The following is a 15,948-nucleotide window of genomic DNA, read 5'->3' as shown; positions in this document are numbered from 1 at the left end:
GTTTGCAGAGCTAAGAAAGGCGGCTTAGCGTTGCACTTCGGAGTTGAATCCGCCGTCTATATTTTTTCAAATAATGTTGAGCTGTCGCCTGCTGTTTTGATTTTCACTTTTCAAATAAAAACGTCATTTTTCGGTGCTTTTGGTCTCAGCGGGTCATTTGTCCCAGTTTTCCATTTCCTTGTACTTGATTTTTGTCGCAGAGCTTTTACAGTGGCCAAGCGGGTTGCCTGCTGTTTGGTAATCAATCCCGCACGTAATGCCAGGAAGGACTGGCCCGTCATCAAATTTGACTGGTCACAAAAAACAACAAGGACAAGATTCCACCATGCTGTCGTATTTCCTACGCCGGATGCTTTTGATCATCCCGACGTTTCTCGGTATCACCCTGCTCGTCTTCACCATCACCCGTTTCGTGCCAGGCGGACCGGTCGAACGCATGCTGCTGCAAGCCCAGGTTTCCCAGAATGAATCTGGCCGCTCCAGCGGCAGCAAGGGGGCGCAGGCCCTCTCCGATGAACAGATCGAGGAGCTCAAGGCCTTCTATGGTCTTGACAAGCCCATGCTGGTCGCCTACTGGGAGTGGCTGCAGAAGCTGGCGGTGCTGGATCTGGGCGAATCGACCCGCTACTACGAGCCGGTGTGGGATCTCATCAAGGAGCGGCTCCCCGTTACCGCCTTCTTCGGACTGGCGACCTTTCTGCTGAGCTATGCGGTCTCCATTCCGCTCGGGGTGGCGAAGGCGCTCAGGCACAACAGCCGCTTCGACTCGTTGAGCTCCATGCTTATCTACATGGCCTATGCCTTGCCCGCCTACGTGGTGGGGATCTTCCTCATCACCGTCTTCGCCTTCCATCTGGAGTGGCTGCCAATGGGCGGTTTTCCGGGAGACGACTTTGAATACATGGAGAGCAGTTGGGATCAGATCCGCACCGTCTTTGCCCATGCCCTGCTGCCGCTTATCGCCTACGCCATCGGCGATTTCGCCATCCTCACCATGACCATGAAAAACAGCCTGATGGAGAACCTGTCGGCCGATTATGTGCGTACTGCGGTGGCCAAGGGGTTACCGTTTCGCAAGGCGGTCACCGACCACGCCATGCGCAACAGCCTGATCCCCATCGCCAGCCACCTGGGGTCTGTGCTCACCGTTTTCTTTGGCGGCTCCTTCCTCATCGAGACCATCTTCAACATCGACGGCATCGGCCTGCTCGGTTACGAGGCTATCGTCGAGCGGGACTACCCCACCGTAATGGGCATTCTGGCCATCACCTCCATGCTGATGCTGATTGGCAATATCGTCTCCGATATCTGCGTTGCCCTCGTTGATCCCCGCGTGCGGTTTGGAGACTGACCATGAAGCTCAATCCGGTTACCTTGAAAAAACTCAAGCGCTTCAAGTCGATCAAACGCGGCTACTACTCCTTCATCATCTTCACCACCCTGGTGCTACTCTCCCTGCTGGCGGAGCTGCTGGTCAACAGTCGGGCACTGATGGTGAGCTATCAGGGCCAGCTGCACTTCCCCACCTATGGCGATGTGATCCCAGGTCAGCAGTTCGGGCTCGATTACGAGTACGAGACCAACTACCGCCAGCTCAAGGCCAAATTTGCCGCAGAGGGCCAGGGCGACTGGGTACTGCTGCCGCCGGTGCCCTGGAACCCCTACGAGCAGGATTTCAAAGAGGATGCCTACCCGCCCTACGCTCCCAGCGCGGCCGAGCGCCACTTCCTCGGCACCGACACCAGCGGCCGCGACGTGCTGGCGCGACTGGTTTACGGCTTTCGCATCGCCATCGGCTTTGCCTTTATCGCGCTGGCGGCCAGTTACGCCATCGGGGTCACCATCGGCTGTCTCATGGGCTTTCTCGGCGGCCGCTTCGACCTCATCCTGCAACGCTTTATCGAGATCTGGTCCCAGGTGCCGTTTCTCTACGTCATCATGATCCTGGTGTCGCTGGCCAAGCCCAACTTCGGCCTGTTTGTCGTCATCAACGTGCTGTTCGGCTGGATGGGGATCACCTGGTATATGCGCACCCTCACCTACAAGGAGCGGGCGCGGGACTATGTGATGGCGGCGCGGGCGCAAGGGGCGACCACCGGGCGGATCATCTTCAACCACATCCTGCCCAACACCCTGATGATGATCGTCACCCTGGCGCCGTTCGCCGTGGTGGGCAATATCTCCACCCTGACGGCCCTCGACTATCTGGGCTTCGGGCTGGCACCGCCGACCCCGAGCTGGGGGGAGCTGCTCTCCCAGGGCATCAACAATCTGGATGCCATCTGGATCGTCAGCTCCGTGGTGGCGGCGGTGAGTCTGGTGCTGATCATGGTCTCCTTTATCGGTGAGGCGATCCGCGAGGCGTTCGACCCGCGCAAATTTACCCGTTACCAATAAGCAGACCGCTGTCAGCGCACATCGACAGGCGCCGGGTAACAAACAGTCATTAATGAAGGACGGGCCGCCGCCATCGGCGGTCCCGGGAGCAAGGGATAATCCCGTTATCAATCAAGCCCCCCAGTGCAGGGGCCAGACCTGGAAGTCAAACATGAAAAATAAAATCAAATGGATAGGTGCTCTCTTTGTGCTGGTAAACGGATCCTGGGTCTGGGCGGCCAGCCTGCCCGCGGACCTCAAATGGGAGACCAACGACACGGATCCTGTGTTCGCCTCCCCCAAGGCACAGCCGGGCGGCAGTCTCAATATGTTTGTCGACAGCTTTCCGCTGACGTTCCGCACCGTGGGGCCAGACTCCAACGGTTCGTTCCGCTCCTTTATTCTCGATAACCAGTTGCGACTCATCAGCTTCCACCCCAATACCGGCAATCCCATCCCCTCGCTGGCAACCCACTGGGCCATCGCGCCAGACAGCCAGACCGTCTACTTCAAGCTGGATTCGCGAGCCAAATGGTCGGATGGCAAGCCGGTCAATGCCGATGACTACACCTTCGGCTACGAGATGATGCGCTCCAAACACATCAAGGGGCCCTGGTTCAACAACTACTACACCACTGAAGTAGTGGCGGTAGAGAAGATCGATGATCACACCATTATGGTCAAAGCGGGCAGCCGCAAGGCCAAGCTGGATCTGCTCAACACCACCGAGCTGTGGCCCCAGCCCAAGCACTACTACAAGCTGACCCCCAACTGGGTGAAACAGTACAACTGGGCCGTGGTGCCCACCACAGGCCCCTACGTGATCGGCGACGTCAAGAAGGGCAAGTCGGTCACCTTCAGCAAGCAGAAGGATTGGTGGGCAAAAGACGATCGCTACAACCAGCACAGATTCAACATCGACACCATCAAGGTGCAGGTGATCCGCGACCACAACATCGCCTTCCGCCACTTCCTGAAAGGGGAGATCGATACCTTCGAGATGATCCTGCCCAACTGGTGGCATGAAAAAGCGGTCACCCCGGAGTACAAAAAAGGCTACGTGCAGAAAGTGATGGCCATGACCGACACCAAACAGGGCGGTCAGGGGGTTCACCTCAATGTGGCCAACCCCAAGCTGGCGGACATAAACGTTCGCCTCGGCATCCAGCACGCCTTCAACATCGACAAGATGATCGAGACCGTGCTGCGCGGCGACTATGACAGAGCCACCACCTTTGACTCGGGCTTTGGCGAATTCACCGACATCACGCTGCCGGAGCGGGCTTATGACATCGGCAAGGCGCGGGAGTACTTTGCCAAGGGTGGCTACAGCAAACCGGGGCCGGACGGCATCCTGCAAAATGAGAAGGGAGAGCGGCTGACGCTGGCGCTCACCTACACCAGTCAGGAGCACTCCAAGCGCCTGACCGTGCTGAAAGAGGAGGCCAAGAAAGCGGGTCTGGATCTGGAGCTCAATCTGGTGGATGGCGCCACCGGCTTCAAGGTGATGCTGGAGAAGAAACACGAGGCGGCCTGGCTCGGCTGGGGCGGCAGCGGTCTCTATCCGCAATATTGGGAGTTTTTCCACTCCGCCAACGCCAACAAGCCGCAGACCAACAACCTGTTCAACGTGGCTGACAAGGAGCTGGACGCACTGATCGACGCCTACAACGTCGAATTCGACATGGTCAAACGGGCCAAGCTCTCCCAGCAGATCCAGCAGCGCATCTATGACCTCGCCATCTTCGTGCCCGGGGTGCAGCTCAATTATGTGCGGGCCAGCAGCTGGCGTTATGTGATGCTGCCGGAGGTGCCTGCCACCAAGAACACGCCGGATCTGCTCTACTGGCCGATGGACGGTTATCCTCACAGTAGTGGCGGTCTGCTCTGGCTCGATCCCAAGGTGAAGGAAGAGACCCGCAACGCCAAAGAGGCAGGGGAGGCGCTGGCGCCCATCAACCTGCTCGACAAGACCTATGCAGCTCATTGATATTAAGGCCATTGCGAAGGGAGCAGCAGTTATGCCCAACACCCAGGCCCCGACTCTTGACGTACCGGATAACGGGGGGGAGTTCGCCGCTGATAACGGCCAGCACCAGGCCTCGATCCTCGACGTACCGGATAACGGGGGGGAGTTCGCCGTTGATCACGGCCAGCACCCGGCCTCGATCCTTGACGTACCGGATAACGGGGGGGAGTTCGCCGCTGATAGCGGCCAGCACCCGGCCTCGATCCTTGACGTACCGGATAACGGGGGGGAGTTCGCCGCTGATAGCGGCCAGCACCCGGCCTCGATTCTTGAGGTACGCGATCTCGAGGTGGAGTTTGCCGTCGAGGATGGCAAGATCAAGGTGCTCGACGGGGTCAGCTTCAATGTAGCCCCGGGTCAGACGCTGGGGATCGTCGGTGAGTCTGGCTGTGGCAAGAGCGTTACCTCGCTCGCCATCATGGGGCTCTTGCCCAAGCCCCACGGTCAGGTGGTCGCCGGTTCCATCCGCTTTCAGGGGGAGGAGCTGCTGTCGCTTGCACCGGACCAGATGTACAAGGTGCGCGGCAACCGCATCTCGATGATCTTTCAGGAGCCGATGACGGCCCTCAACCCGGTGCAGACGGTGGGGGAGCAGCTGATGGAAGTGTTTCGCCTCCATCGCCCCGAATATGACAAGGCCCAGCGTAAAGCCGCGGCCATCGCCATGCTGCAGAAGGTGGGGATCCCGGAACCGGCCCAGCGCTTTGAAATCTATCCCCACAACCTCTCCGGCGGCATGCGCCAGCGGGTGATGATCGCCATGGCGCTCTCCTGCGAGCCGGATCTGCTTATCTGTGACGAGCCAACCACGGCGCTGGATGTCACCATTCAGGCCCAGATCCTCGACCTGATGAAGGGGCTGCAGGCCCAGACCGGCATGGCCATCATCTTTATCACCCACGATCTGGGGGTAGTAGCTGAGCTGTGCGACGAAGTAGTGGTGATGTATGCCGGGCGGGCGGTAGAGCAGGCCGACGTGTTCGAACTGTTTGAACGCCCCCGTCACCCCTATACCCACGGCTTGATGAGCTCGATCCCGCGCCTTGAGGATGAGCCCAAGAGCCTGCTCAAGACCATCAAGGGACAGGTGCCAGCCCTGCACGAAATGCCGGCCGGGTGTCGTTTTTCCAATCGCTGCCCCCACGCGACCGATCACTGTATCATCGCCATTCCGGCGGTGGAGCAACTCAATCCGCGCCACCATGTCGCCTGTCACTACTGGAAGGAGTTGACCCCATGAGCACTCTGTTATCGGTCAGGGATCTGAAACAGCACTTCCGGCTGGGAGGCGGGTTCCTGCGCAAGCAATATACGGTTCACGCGGTGGATGGCATCAGCTTCGACCTGAAACAGGGGGAGACGCTGGGGCTGGTGGGTGAGTCGGGCTGCGGCAAATCCACCCTCGGGCGCAGCCTGCTCAAGCTGTTCGAACCGACCGCGGGCACCATCACCTTCGAGGGGCGCGACATCACCGCCCTCAGCCCGAAGGAGATGCGCTCCCTGCGCCAAGAGATGCAGATGGTATTTCAGGATCCTGCAGAATCCCTCAACAGCCGCCACACCGTGGGTCAGATTTTGGAGGAGCCCTTTATCATCCACGGTATAGGTAACACTGAGCAGCGGCGCGGCTGGGTACAGGAGCTGCTGGCAAAAGTGGGCCTGCCGGGCAGCGCGGTGGATCGCTACCCCCACGAGTTTTCCGGCGGTCAGCGCCAGCGCATCGGCATCGCCCGCGCCATCGCCCTCAAGCCCAAGCTGCTGGTGTGCGACGAGGCGGTCTCGGCCCTCGATGTCTCGGTGCAGTCGCAGATCATCAACCTGCTGCTCAGCCTGCAGCGGGAGATGAACCTCTCCATCATCTTCATCGCCCACGATCTGTCGGTGGTCAAACACATCTCGGATCGGATTGCGGTGATGTATCTGGGCCGGATCGTCGAGCTGGCGGATGCCCAGTCGCTCTATCTGGCGCCGCGCCACCCCTATACCCAGGCGTTGCTCTCCGCCATTCCGGTGCCGGACCCGCGCAGGCGCAGCCAGCGCATTCTGCTGACCGGCGATGTGCCCTCCCCCATCTCGCCGCCAAGCGGCTGCCACTTCCACCAGCGCTGTCCACATGCGACCGAGTTGTGCAAAAGCAAGGCGCCCAAGCTTGAAGCGTGTGATGAGGCCCATCATCAGGTGGCTTGCCACACCCCGCTTGCCGTCGGTGGTCACGCCATCGGCGGCAGCGCCATTAGTGGTAACGCCATGAGCAACGACAGCAGGCTGGAACAGGCGAGCTAGGCGCAGCGAACAAACCCCAGGGTAGAAACAGACGAGGCGGCCATCAGGCCTCCTCGTGCTATCGGATCACATCTGCCGATCGTCAGGTAACAATCTACCCGGGCCCCTGAAAGCTAACAAATTGTTGGGCCATTGTGACAGCAATGCCATACTGTAGCGGTCATGTCATACTTATGAAGCGCTAAAAAAACATGGTATTCAGATGGTCAAATACATTGCGTTATTACTACTGCTATTTAGCCTAGCGCCAAGTGCAAAGCCGCTTCGCTTTGTTGTGCAACACTTTCCCCCCTACACCTTCAGTGACGATCACAATCAGCTCACAGGTGCATATGTCGAAATGGTGAAAGCTGCCTGCAAAGAGTGGCCAGATGGCTGCGATATCATTCAGTTGCCCAATCTGCGCGCTCGCAAGATGCTGCAAAGAGGCCTGGTTGATGGCATGTTTCCCCTGGCCAAAAACGCGGAACGCAGCCAAACGCTCTTGTTTAGCCGCCCCTTGAGTCGGGCTGCCTGGGGATTTTTTTCCCATGCAGATAATCCACAAACAAACCTCACCTTCACTGCACTCTCCGGTGCCAGTGTTGGCGTAACGAAAAATTCATTTAGTGAATACTTGCTGCTAAAGCTCGATGAGCAGCTCCAGTTGCAAGGCGCCAAGCCTCTGCGCATTGAAGGAAACGTTACCGACTCAATGCGGAGTCTGGAAAAAATGCTGCGAAACTCACGCTACCAGTTCTATTTTTCCAATGTCGATGTTGCCCTGCACCATATGGAGCAAAACGGCAGCCATCAGCTCAAATTATTGAAAATAAGTCACGTTGGTAACTACTACATAGCTTTCAATAAGCAGATGGTTAACCAGGAACAGCTGATGGCATTTAACAAGATACTGGAGCGCCTGGAAAAAGAAGGTGTCTTGCTTACCTATAGAGTGCGCTGGGGGATCTCATCTCCAACTAAAGATGATCATTTGCACTCCATGTTCCGCTGATATCACCCCTCTCAGGCGATCTGATAGCGACCCGGCTTGTGATTGAGTGTCAACACCAGATTACAGATAACCGCCGCCACGATGGAGAGCGCCAGGATCCAGGGCTGCACCACGAAGAATGAGGCGATGACAATGGCGCAATCAAGTCCCATCTGCAACTTACCCGCCCGGATGCCAAAACGATCCTGAATAAAGAGCGCCAGAATATTGAAGCCCCCCAGGCTTGACTTGTGGCGAAACATGATAAGCAGCCCCATGCCGATCAGGGTGCCGCCGATCAGCGCCGCATAGAGAGGCTCTATCTTGCCAATTTGCAGTACGCCGTTGAGGTGATCGGTCATGTAGGAGACCGCCGCCACCGAGACGAAGGTGTTGAAGGTAAAACGTGGCCCCATCCGCAGCCATGCCAGCGCATAAAAGGGCAGATTGATGCCGAAAAACAGCAGGCCAAAGCTGATACAGGTCACCTTTTGCAGCAGCAGCGCCAGCCCGGCAGTCCCGCCAGTGAGCAGGCCAACCTGATGAAACAGAAAGATGCCGAGAGAAACAAAGCCGGCCGCCGTCAGCAAGGCCAGCACATCCTCATAAATAGGATGGGCAGTACGAATCGGGGTGTTGTCCATAACCTGTATATCCAATCGAAGTAAAGAGAGAGCGTCTGTCGCCTGCCGCAGCGGCGGGCTGCGAACCCTGTCAACAGGGCTTCGTTATGGGGCCCAGTCTATTTTTTGTGAAAAGGATCACAACAGTCTGGTTACACGCCCCATTCTGGTGCCTGTCATCCGGCATTGACACTCACTGCACCAAAATGCGGCACGCTGCAATCTCACCGCTCATCCGCCTCTCTCTACGCCACTGACAAGAAGAGTGACGAGTTGATGGCCCACACCTGTGGCATCCCCCTCAGGCAGGGAGCACCGAGCTTGTCCGCTGGTAACCAGACTGCTACCGGCCTGCCTCCTGACGAGATCGGGCACCCCATCGATCATTGATGAGTTAATAAGATACCAATCTTGCCCCGCAGGTTTGAGGATGGCTGAACGCACTATCTGCGCACCCTGGCGAGGATTCGAGATGCAACCACAAGTACAGAGTCTGATCGATGGACTGTTCGGCCGCCTCAAGCAAGCGCAAGCCAGGGATAGCAAGCGAGACCAACAAGCGGATCAGCTGATCCACCAGCATCTGGCAGAGCAGCCCGATGCCCCCTACTACATGACCCAGACGCTGCAGATCCGGCAGGCTATCCTTGCCCGCCTCAACGAGCGAGTCAAGGAGCTGGAAGCCAGCCAAAGTGCCCCTAGCGGCGGCAGTGTTCTCTCCGGCCTGTTTGGTAGCGCGAGCCACCCGTCCCCGCGATTTACGCCGCCATATGCAACAGCTATCACTTCCCGTACCAGCTCCTTTATGGAGAGCGCCCTACAAACCGCCACAGGTGTGGCTAGTGGCGTGACGCTGGCCGACATGATCGGCGAACTATTTCACAGCAATCGGCCCGCGGAAGTCATCGACACTATCGAACTGGCAACAACTCTCAATCAGGTCCACTCTGAGCAGATCCGCTTGAGCAGCGCAGAATTGCCCCCCGATGCTGGAGGCTGCTTTCTCGATGATGACATCGAGGATGGCGGCAGGGACGATAGAGATGATAACAACGGCCGTTACTCCTGACCGTCTCCCTGACGCTCTGTCCATAGCTATACCCCATGACGGCAAAAAAACTCATGATTGATCCGTATCCGTTGCTACTATCGCAGCCTATGCCTTGATCCTCCCCACCCGCTTTCGCTCCAGGTTGTCAGCTACATTGGCAGCGCCTATCTTGCACCACCTCCCGCCAATCAGGATGAGCAGCAATATCACCACGACCTCTAACCTGATGAAAAGAGGCATGGAACTAACAAAACATCATTAGTTCCATACCATTTTGTTCTCTGAAATACCCGCGCTATAACAACAGGATCCACTGAGTTCGTGGCGATAGCAGCCATGTTCCTCTATATCTTCTGTACTCAAACAGGAGATAACCCATGAGGCGTATCAGCGAAAACGGGCTGTTTTTGCTGCTTTTTTTGTCGTTGCTACTGGCGGGTATCCCGCTGACGGCACAGGGCAGGGATTTCCGACAAGCGCCCAAGGCATTGGCGGCGATCAAGCAGGGTCAGGCCGCCCAGCAACACGGCAATCTGTAAAAAGCCATCGCCCTCTACTGTGTCGCAGCCAGCACCGGCAATCCCGAAGGATATTTCAGGATCGGCCGCCTGCTCGCCACCGGCCCCGCCTCGGTTCGCAGCCCCAAAATGGCCAACAGCTATCTCGCCATAGCGATGCGCCTTGGTAACCAGCAGGCCGCCCGTTACTACAACGCCCGTATCGGCAATGCTCCCATGGGTGATCAGTGCGGCATCGGGATCCGTGGCGGACAAGGTGGCTATCTGGCCGGGCTCCCTTCCACCCCCTTCAATGTCGACACCTGGGTTGCCCGCCAGCCTCCTGCCAAGCAAAAACTGGTCACCATGCTGCGCCACGCAGCCAAGCGCCATCAGGTCGATGTGCGGCTGGTGCTGGCCATCGCCATTGCCGAATCCAACCTCGAAAGCCGCGCCGTCTCCGCCAAGAATGCGCAGGGGGTGATGCAGCTGATCCCCGAAACCCAGCAGCGTTTTGGTGTCACTCAACCCTTTGATCCGGCACAGAACATCAAGGGTGGCGTCAGTTATCTCAAGTGGCTCGATCGCCGTTTCGATGGCAACTGGGTACTGATCTCGGCGGCCTACAATGCCGGGGAAAAAGCGGTAGAGCGCTATGGCGGGATCCCACCCTATGACGAGACGCAGGAGTATGTGAAACGGGTGCTTTACTTCACAGGGCACAAGCAGCCCTGAGCGGGAGGTCAGGAGCTCGCCCGACCGGAAGGCGGCACACGCCCCTTTCTGCGGCCACTTTGGCGGGCACGCCCCCAATAATCGAAGCCATAGTGGCGGTAGTAACCCACCAGATTGCTGACCAGAAACAGCCCCTCCATCAGCGCGGCGACCGGTGAGCCCACCAGCAAGTTGTTACCCAGCCAGCAGAGGGTGCCGAGCAGCATCCTGCGCCGCAGTTGGCGATCGTCGGGGCAAAACGCGGCCCGGGTTTGCAGCAGGGTGGCCAGCAGCCCGATCCATGAGAACAGGCCCTGATAGGTCGCCAGCGCAGCCGCACAGGCCAATCCCATGAAAAACCACAACAAGATGCGGCGAACCAGCCAGATGCTCACCAGAAAGCGCACGCTGGCCAGCAACAACAGGCTGGCGGCCGACCACTGCCCGAGCAGGGCAAAGTGACCAGCATTGAGGGCGCAAGAGAGGGCCAGACAGGCCAGGATCCTGCGGCGATCCCGCAACTGAAACGACAACAGGTCGAGCAACAAGGCCAGGCTCACCACCAGTTGCGACCACAGAAACAGCGACATCATCCACCCCTCATCCGTCATTTGGATGGCGCAGCATGAGGGGATGGTCGGAGAGCGGCATTAACCCGTGTTAATGCGCCTGCGGATCCGTGACAGAGTGACCGGGCTGATGCCGATGTAGTTGGCGAGCTGCACTTGGGTCAGTCGTGCAGGCCAGTGGGGGAAGGTGTGGCAGAGCTCCCGATAACGCTCTTCGGGGGAGTGGAGCAGCAAAAATGCCTCCTTGCGCTCCTTGTAACCGAGCTGCTGACGCAGCAGGGCCATGCAGACCGGCTGCCAGATGGGCTCATCCAGCAGGGCGAGCGGCACCCGCACCACCTGCAGTTCCGTCAGCGCCTCCAGCTGATAGCGGGCTGGCGACCCCGTGAGCCAGCTGTCATAGAGCAGGCAAAGTTCCCCTTCGAAGTAGAACTCCTTGCAGCGCTCCTGCCCGTCCCGGGTGTAGTGGCAGGCACGAGCGATGCCCGCTTCGATATAGAAGGCAGCTTCCTGTTCGGCCCCTTGCGCCAACAGTGCCTGACCGGCGCGCAGCGTCTGCCGTGGCAAGCGCAGGCTGATAGCTTCGCTCAGGGCGGCGTCTAATCCCATGGAGCAGAGAAAAGCGGCCAGTGAGGGGGCTTGAGGAGATGGTTTCATGACGGCTCCGGAACAAAACGGCAGCCCACATCATGCCCAAATTGCACGACTGATGCAGCAAGGCGTGACCGCTGCGGCAAAGGGGGGACATAGCCGGGTGCCACCTTTGCCCCCCCTCGTCCGTTGGTTTACAATCGGAACGTTTTTTGGAACCCGGTTGACCCGTGTCGACCTGGCCCCACCACGATATCAGTCTGTTAATGCCAAGACATTAACCTGCTGAAAAGGAAGAGAATTAGCCAATGGCTCAATTTATTTACACCATGAACCGGGTCGGCAAGGTAGTGCCGCCCAAGCGTCATATTCTCAAGAACATCTCCTTGAGCTTCTTCCCGGGCGCCAAGATTGGCGTGCTGGGTCTGAACGGCGCCGGTAAATCGACCCTGCTGCGCATCATGGCAGGCATCGATACCGATATTGAAGGGGAAGCCCGTCCGCAGCCCGGCATCAAGATCGGCTACCTGCCGCAGGAGCCGAAGCTGGATCCGGAGCAGACCGTACGCGAAGCGGTCGAAGAGGCCGTTGGCGAGGTGAAACGCGCCATGGCTCGTCTGGACGAGGTCTATGCGGCCTACGCCGACCCGGATGCCGACTTTGACAAGCTGGCCCGCGAACAGGGCGAGCTGGAAGCCATCATCCAGGCCCAGGGTGGCCACAACATGGAAAACCAACTGGAGCGTGCGGCCGATGCCCTGCGCCTGCCAGCCTGGGATGCCCAGATCAAACACCTCTCCGGTGGTGAGCGCCGCCGGGTGGCTCTGTGCCGTCTGCTGCTGGAAAAGCCGGACATGCTGCTGCTGGACGAACCGACCAACCACCTGGATGCGGAATCCGTAGCCTGGCTGGAGCGCTTCCTGCACGACTACGAAGGCACTGTCGTAGCAATCACCCACGACCGTTACTTCCTCGACAACGTGGCGGGCTGGATCCTGGAGCTGGACCGCGGCGAAGGTATCCCGTGGGAAGGCAACTACTCCTCCTGGCTGGAGCAGAAGGACGCCCGTCTGGCGCAGGAAGCCAGTTCCGAAGCGGCCCGTCGCAAGTCCATCGAGAAAGAGCTGGAGTGGGTTCGTCAAAACCCGAAAGGCCGTCAGGCCAAGTCCAAGGCCCGTATGGCTCGCTTCGAAGAGCTCAACACCAACGACTACCAGAAGCGCAACGAGACCAACGAGCTGTTCATTCCGCCCGGACCGCGCCTCGGCGACAAGGTGGTGGAAGTGGCCAACCTGCGCAAATCCTACGGTGATCGGGTGCTGATCGACGATCTGTCGTTTGCCATTCCGAAAGGTGCCATCGTCGGCATCATCGGCCCGAACGGTGCCGGTAAATCAACCCTGTTCCGCATGATGTCGGGTCAGGAGCAGCCGGATTCCGGCGCCATCACCTTGGGTGAAACCGTGGTGCTGGCCTCTGTCGATCAGTTCCGCGACAGCATGGATGACAAGAAGACGGTATTCGAAGAGGTCGCTGACGGTCAGGATATCCTGCGCATCGGCAACTACGAGTTCCCGAGCCGCGCCTACATCGGCCGCTTCAACTTCAAGGGTTCCGATCAGCAGAAGCGGGTTGGCGAGCTCTCCGGTGGTGAGCGCGGTCGTCTGCATCTGGCCAAGCTGCTGCAGACCGGCGGCAACGTGCTGCTGCTGGATGAACCGACCAACGATCTGGATATCGAAACCCTGCGCGCCCTCGAGAACGCCCTGCTGGAGTTCCCGGGTTGTGCCATGGTCATCTCCCACGACCGCTGGTTCCTCGACCGTATCGCCACTCACATCCTCGACTATCAGGATGAGGGCAAGATCGAGTTCTTCGAAGGTAACTTTACCGAATACGAAGAGTGGAAGAAGAAGACCTACGGCGCCGAGGCGATCCAACCGCACCGCGCTAAATATAAGCGCATCGCCAAATAAGGCTGACTGCGTGTTGAGGGGAGCTTCGGCTCCCCTTTCTGTTGCCTTTTGGCTTACAATCCAAGACGGATAACATTGCATGGATGTAGCACGATGACGACCCCAATAGAGAAAAAACTCACCATCCAGATCCGGGTTGAACCGGGTTGCCTCGGGCCGGATGGCAAGGAGCACATAGAGACCTTCTGTGCTGCTGCCGCCAAGATTTTTGCCGCCGTGGAGCCCGAGCTGGTGAGCTGGGTGCTACTCCCCCGCTACGACAAGCAACTGCCGGAGCAGGAGTTCTTTATCGAGGGGCGCAAGCTGACCGAAGAGCAGGCCAGTCTCTTTCTGCGCCGCTTCGGCCGCGAACTGGGTGAGGTTCAAGACCGGCTCGACTCGGTGCTGGCCCAACTGGTCGAACGCTACTTCAAAACTCTCTGATCTCTGCCCTCTCTGCGCCAAAAAGGTTCTCCGACGAGAACCTTTTTGTTGGCGAAAAAGCAAACGTTTGATCTTTTACTCCATTCATTGATCTGCTTCGCAGATCCGGGGTTTGTAAACGGCGCCGCCTGTGTAAAAATGTGCGTGCCGTCACGGTATCAGGACGAGTCTGGTTACTTAACCGCCAGAAACAGGGCAATTTACCCCGCATGGATGGGATAGCCCGTTCCCCTGCTGCTTATTTCACGTCACCTATTGGAATCCAACATGAATCAACAACACCAAGCTGCCAATCAGGCTGCCGGGCAAGGATTGCTTGAGCGCCTGTTTGCCCTGCAAGGCCATGGCACGACCGCCCGCACCGAAGTGATCGCCGGTATCACCACCTTCCTGACCATGGTCTACATCGTGTTCGTCAACCCGCAGATCCTCTCTGCGGCGGGCATGGACACCCAGGCCGTGTTCGTCACCACCTGCCTCATTGCCGGTATCGGCAGCATCCTGATGGGCCTGTTGGCCAACCTGCCGATCGCGCTGGCCCCCGCCATGGGCCTCAATGCCTTCTTCGCCTTCGTGGTCGTCGCAGGCATGGGTTACTCCTGGCAAGTGGGCATGGGCACCATCTTCTGGGGCGCCATGGGTCTGTTAATCCTCACCCTGCTGCGGGTGCGTTATTGGCTGATCGGTAACATCCCGCTTACTCTGCGGGTCGGCATCACCGCCGGTATCGGTCTGCTGATCGCCCTGCTCGGCCTGCACAACGCCGGGATCGTCGTGGCCAGCCCCGCGACTATGGTGACCGTGGGCAATCTCACCTCCCTACCCTGCCTGCTGGGTCTGCTCGGTTTCTTCCTGATCTGCATCTTCTCCGCCCGCGGCGTCCACTCCGCCGTGCTGATCGCCATCGTGGTCACTACCGGTCTGGGCTGGCTGTTTGGCGATGTCACCTTCAAGGGCTTTGTCTCCATGCCCCCCAGCATCGAGCCGGTGTTCGGCCAGCTGGATCTGATGGGTTCGCTCGATATCAGCCTAGCCGGGATCATCTTCTCCTTTATGCTGGTCAACCTGTTCGACTCTTCCGGCACCCTGATCGGTGTCACCAACCGCGCCAAACTGGCCGATGACAAGGGCCACTTCCCGCGCATGAAACAGGCGCTGATGGTGGATAGCGTCAGCTCCGTCGGCGGCGCCTTCATGGGCACCTCCTCGGTCACCGCCTTTATCGAGAGCAGCTCCGGCGTCGCCGTTGGCGGCCGCACCGGTCTGACTGCCATCGTGGTTGGCCTGCTGTTCCTGCTGGCTATCTTCTTCTCTCCGGTCGCCGCCATGGTGCCGGCCTACGCCGCCGCTGGCGCCCTTATCTATGTGGGCGTGCTGATGTGCTCCGAGCTGACCCGGGTGAAGTGGGAAGATTTAACCGAAGCAGTACCGGCCTTCATGACCGCAGTGATGATGCCGTTCAGCTTCTCCATCACCGAGGGGATCGCCGTCGGCTTTATCTCCTACTGCGTGATGAAGGCAGGCACCGGCCGCTGGCGCGAAATCAACCCCTGCGTGCTGGTGGTGGCCCTGCTGTTCGTCCTCAAGTTCGTCTGGGTCGACAGCCACTAAGCGGCACTTTGTCCAAATAAAAATGCCAGTCAGCTGACTGGCATTTTTTTATTCCGGCGTTGCTATCAACCTGTGCGCTGGCCATAAAAAAATCCGAAACCACTGGTTTCGGATTTTTTTTATCGGACACAGGGCAGGCTCGGCTATCGCCTCGCCCACTCTTGCACAACTTACTCGGCAGCCATGCGGGCTTCGATGTAGGCCAGTGCGCGATCGATACGCGCCAGTACCC

The 15,948-nt window shown here is 58.7% G+C and carries 16 protein-coding genes; 13 read left to right on the top strand and 3 right to left on the bottom strand.

Going from position 1 to position 15,948, the window contains the following annotated elements; translation table 11 throughout:
• From ACRAUW_RS12350 to ACRAUW_RS12320, 7 genes are all read left to right on the top strand, one after another.
• Positions 1-468, top strand: a 468-nt coding sequence (locus tag ACRAUW_RS12350) for a hypothetical protein (RefSeq protein WP_431362518.1), incomplete at its 5' end; no start/stop codon positions are given.
• Entirely contained in the window at positions 350-1,351 is a 1,002-nt protein-coding gene (locus ACRAUW_RS12345; protein ID WP_049790237.1) for an ABC transporter permease subunit, read from the top strand. The genes ACRAUW_RS12350 and ACRAUW_RS12345, both read left to right, overlap by 119 nt.
• 2 nt (positions 1,352-1,353) lie before the next feature.
• Positions 1,354-2,397 (top strand): ABC transporter permease, encoded by a 1,044-nt coding sequence (locus tag ACRAUW_RS12340; protein ID WP_431362515.1) that lies wholly within the window; start codon positions 1,354-1,356, stop codon positions 2,395-2,397.
• Positions 2,398-2,548: 151 nt separating this feature from the next.
• A complete protein-coding gene (locus ACRAUW_RS12335; protein WP_431362514.1) occupies positions 2,549-4,366 on the top strand; it encodes an extracellular solute-binding protein in 1,818 nt (605 codons plus the stop codon).
• Between the two features lie 241 nt (positions 4,367-4,607).
• Positions 4,608-5,645 (top strand): ABC transporter ATP-binding protein, encoded by a 1,038-nt coding sequence (locus ACRAUW_RS12330; RefSeq protein ID WP_431362517.1) that lies wholly within the window; start codon positions 4,608-4,610, stop codon positions 5,643-5,645.
• Positions 5,642-6,688 carry an ABC transporter ATP-binding protein gene (locus ACRAUW_RS12325; RefSeq protein WP_431362513.1) on the top strand — a complete coding sequence of 349 codons (1,047 nt, stop codon included), beginning with the start codon at positions 5,642-5,644 and terminating at the stop codon, positions 6,686-6,688. Before ACRAUW_RS12330 ends, ACRAUW_RS12325 begins: the two co-directional genes overlap by 4 nt.
• Before the next feature lie 202 nt (positions 6,689-6,890).
• A complete protein-coding gene (locus ACRAUW_RS12320) occupies positions 6,891-7,682 on the top strand; it encodes a substrate-binding periplasmic protein (protein ID WP_431362512.1) in 792 nt (263 codons plus the stop codon).
• Positions 7,683-7,693: 11 nt separating this feature from the next.
• Here ACRAUW_RS12320 and ACRAUW_RS12315 read toward each other — a convergent pair whose 3' ends face one another.
• Positions 7,694-8,305: a YitT family protein gene (locus tag ACRAUW_RS12315; RefSeq protein WP_431362511.1), complete on the bottom strand. Its 612-nt coding sequence runs from the start codon at positions 8,303-8,305 to the stop codon at positions 7,694-7,696.
• A gap of 451 nt (positions 8,306-8,756) precedes the next feature.
• Here ACRAUW_RS12315 and ACRAUW_RS12310 point away from each other — a divergent pair, with 451 nt between their 5' ends.
• The 3 genes from ACRAUW_RS12310 to ACRAUW_RS12300 all read left to right on the top strand — a co-directional run bounded on the left by ACRAUW_RS12310 (position 8,757) and on the right by ACRAUW_RS12300 (position 10,567).
• Entirely contained in the window at positions 8,757-9,353 is a 597-nt protein-coding gene (locus ACRAUW_RS12310; protein ID WP_431362510.1) for a DUF2076 domain-containing protein, read from the top strand.
• A 359-nt stretch (positions 9,354-9,712) separates the two neighbouring features.
• A complete protein-coding gene (locus ACRAUW_RS12305) occupies positions 9,713-9,874 on the top strand; it encodes a hypothetical protein (protein ID WP_431362509.1) in 162 nt (53 codons plus the stop codon).
• A 6-nt stretch (positions 9,875-9,880) separates the two neighbouring features.
• Positions 9,881-10,567 carry a lytic transglycosylase domain-containing protein gene (locus tag ACRAUW_RS12300; RefSeq protein ID WP_431362516.1) on the top strand — a complete coding sequence of 229 codons (687 nt, stop codon included), beginning with the start codon at positions 9,881-9,883 and terminating at the stop codon, positions 10,565-10,567.
• Between the two features lie 8 nt (positions 10,568-10,575).
• Here the strand turns inward: ACRAUW_RS12300 and ACRAUW_RS12295 are convergent, their stop codons facing one another.
• Complete coding sequence (locus ACRAUW_RS12295; protein ID WP_431362508.1) at positions 10,576-11,139, bottom strand: YgjV family protein; 564 nt, start codon at positions 11,137-11,139, stop codon at positions 10,576-10,578.
• 57 nt (positions 11,140-11,196) lie between these two features.
• Positions 11,197-11,772, bottom strand: coding sequence for a Crp/Fnr family transcriptional regulator (locus ACRAUW_RS12290; protein ID WP_431362507.1), 576 nt, complete (start codon positions 11,770-11,772; stop codon positions 11,197-11,199).
• 242 nt (positions 11,773-12,014) lie between these two features.
• Here ACRAUW_RS12290 and ettA point away from each other — a divergent pair, with 242 nt between their 5' ends.
• The 3 genes from ettA to ACRAUW_RS12275 all read left to right on the top strand — a co-directional run bounded on the left by ettA (position 12,015) and on the right by ACRAUW_RS12275 (position 15,716).
• Positions 12,015-13,682 (top strand): energy-dependent translational throttle protein EttA, encoded by a 1,668-nt coding sequence (gene ettA / locus ACRAUW_RS12285; RefSeq protein ID WP_431362506.1) that lies wholly within the window; start codon positions 12,015-12,017, stop codon positions 13,680-13,682.
• A 93-nt stretch (positions 13,683-13,775) separates the two neighbouring features.
• Positions 13,776-14,105, top strand: coding sequence for a hypothetical protein (locus ACRAUW_RS12280; protein ID WP_021230418.1), 330 nt, complete (start codon positions 13,776-13,778; stop codon positions 14,103-14,105).
• A gap of 267 nt (positions 14,106-14,372) precedes the next feature.
• Entirely contained in the window at positions 14,373-15,716 is a 1,344-nt protein-coding gene (locus ACRAUW_RS12275) for an NCS2 family permease (protein ID WP_005343409.1), read from the top strand.
• Positions 15,717-15,948: the final 232 nt, after the last annotated feature.

This window comes from Aeromonas sp. (assembly GCF_050633025.1).
Taxonomy (GTDB): Bacteria; Pseudomonadota; Gammaproteobacteria; order Enterobacterales; family Aeromonadaceae; genus Aeromonas.
This window is presented reverse-complemented; position numbering and strand designations above follow the sequence as displayed.

Excerpts from the sequence above, each read along its gene's own strand:
- ACRAUW_RS12345 (WP_049790237.1), top strand. The coding sequence starts at position 350 with ATGCTTTTGATCATCCCGACGTTTCTCGGTATCACCCTGCTCGTCTTC.
- ACRAUW_RS12340 (WP_431362515.1), top strand. The coding sequence starts at position 1,354 with ATGAAGCTCAATCCGGTTACCTTGAAAAAACTCAAGCGCTTCAAGTCG.
- ACRAUW_RS12335 (WP_431362514.1), top strand. The coding sequence starts at position 2,549 with ATGAAAAATAAAATCAAATGGATAGGTGCTCTCTTTGTGCTGGTAAAC.
- ACRAUW_RS12325 (WP_431362513.1), top strand. The coding sequence starts at position 5,642 with ATGAGCACTCTGTTATCGGTCAGGGATCTGAAACAGCACTTCCGGCTG.
- ACRAUW_RS12320 (WP_431362512.1), top strand. The coding sequence starts at position 6,891 with ATGGTCAAATACATTGCGTTATTACTACTGCTATTTAGCCTAGCGCCA.
- ACRAUW_RS12315 (WP_431362511.1), bottom strand. The coding sequence starts at position 8,305 with ATGGACAACACCCCGATTCGTACTGCCCATCCTATTTATGAGGATGTG.
- ACRAUW_RS12310 (WP_431362510.1), top strand. The coding sequence starts at position 8,757 with ATGCAACCACAAGTACAGAGTCTGATCGATGGACTGTTCGGCCGCCTC.
- ACRAUW_RS12305 (WP_431362509.1), top strand. The coding sequence starts at position 9,713 with ATGAGGCGTATCAGCGAAAACGGGCTGTTTTTGCTGCTTTTTTTGTCG.
- ACRAUW_RS12295 (WP_431362508.1), bottom strand. The coding sequence starts at position 11,139 with ATGATGTCGCTGTTTCTGTGGTCGCAACTGGTGGTGAGCCTGGCCTTG.
- ACRAUW_RS12290 (WP_431362507.1), bottom strand. The coding sequence starts at position 11,772 with ATGAAACCATCTCCTCAAGCCCCCTCACTGGCCGCTTTTCTCTGCTCC.
- ettA (WP_431362506.1), top strand. The coding sequence starts at position 12,015 with ATGGCTCAATTTATTTACACCATGAACCGGGTCGGCAAGGTAGTGCCG.
- ACRAUW_RS12280 (WP_021230418.1), top strand. The coding sequence starts at position 13,776 with ATGACGACCCCAATAGAGAAAAAACTCACCATCCAGATCCGGGTTGAA.
- ACRAUW_RS12275 (WP_005343409.1), top strand. The coding sequence starts at position 14,373 with ATGAATCAACAACACCAAGCTGCCAATCAGGCTGCCGGGCAAGGATTG.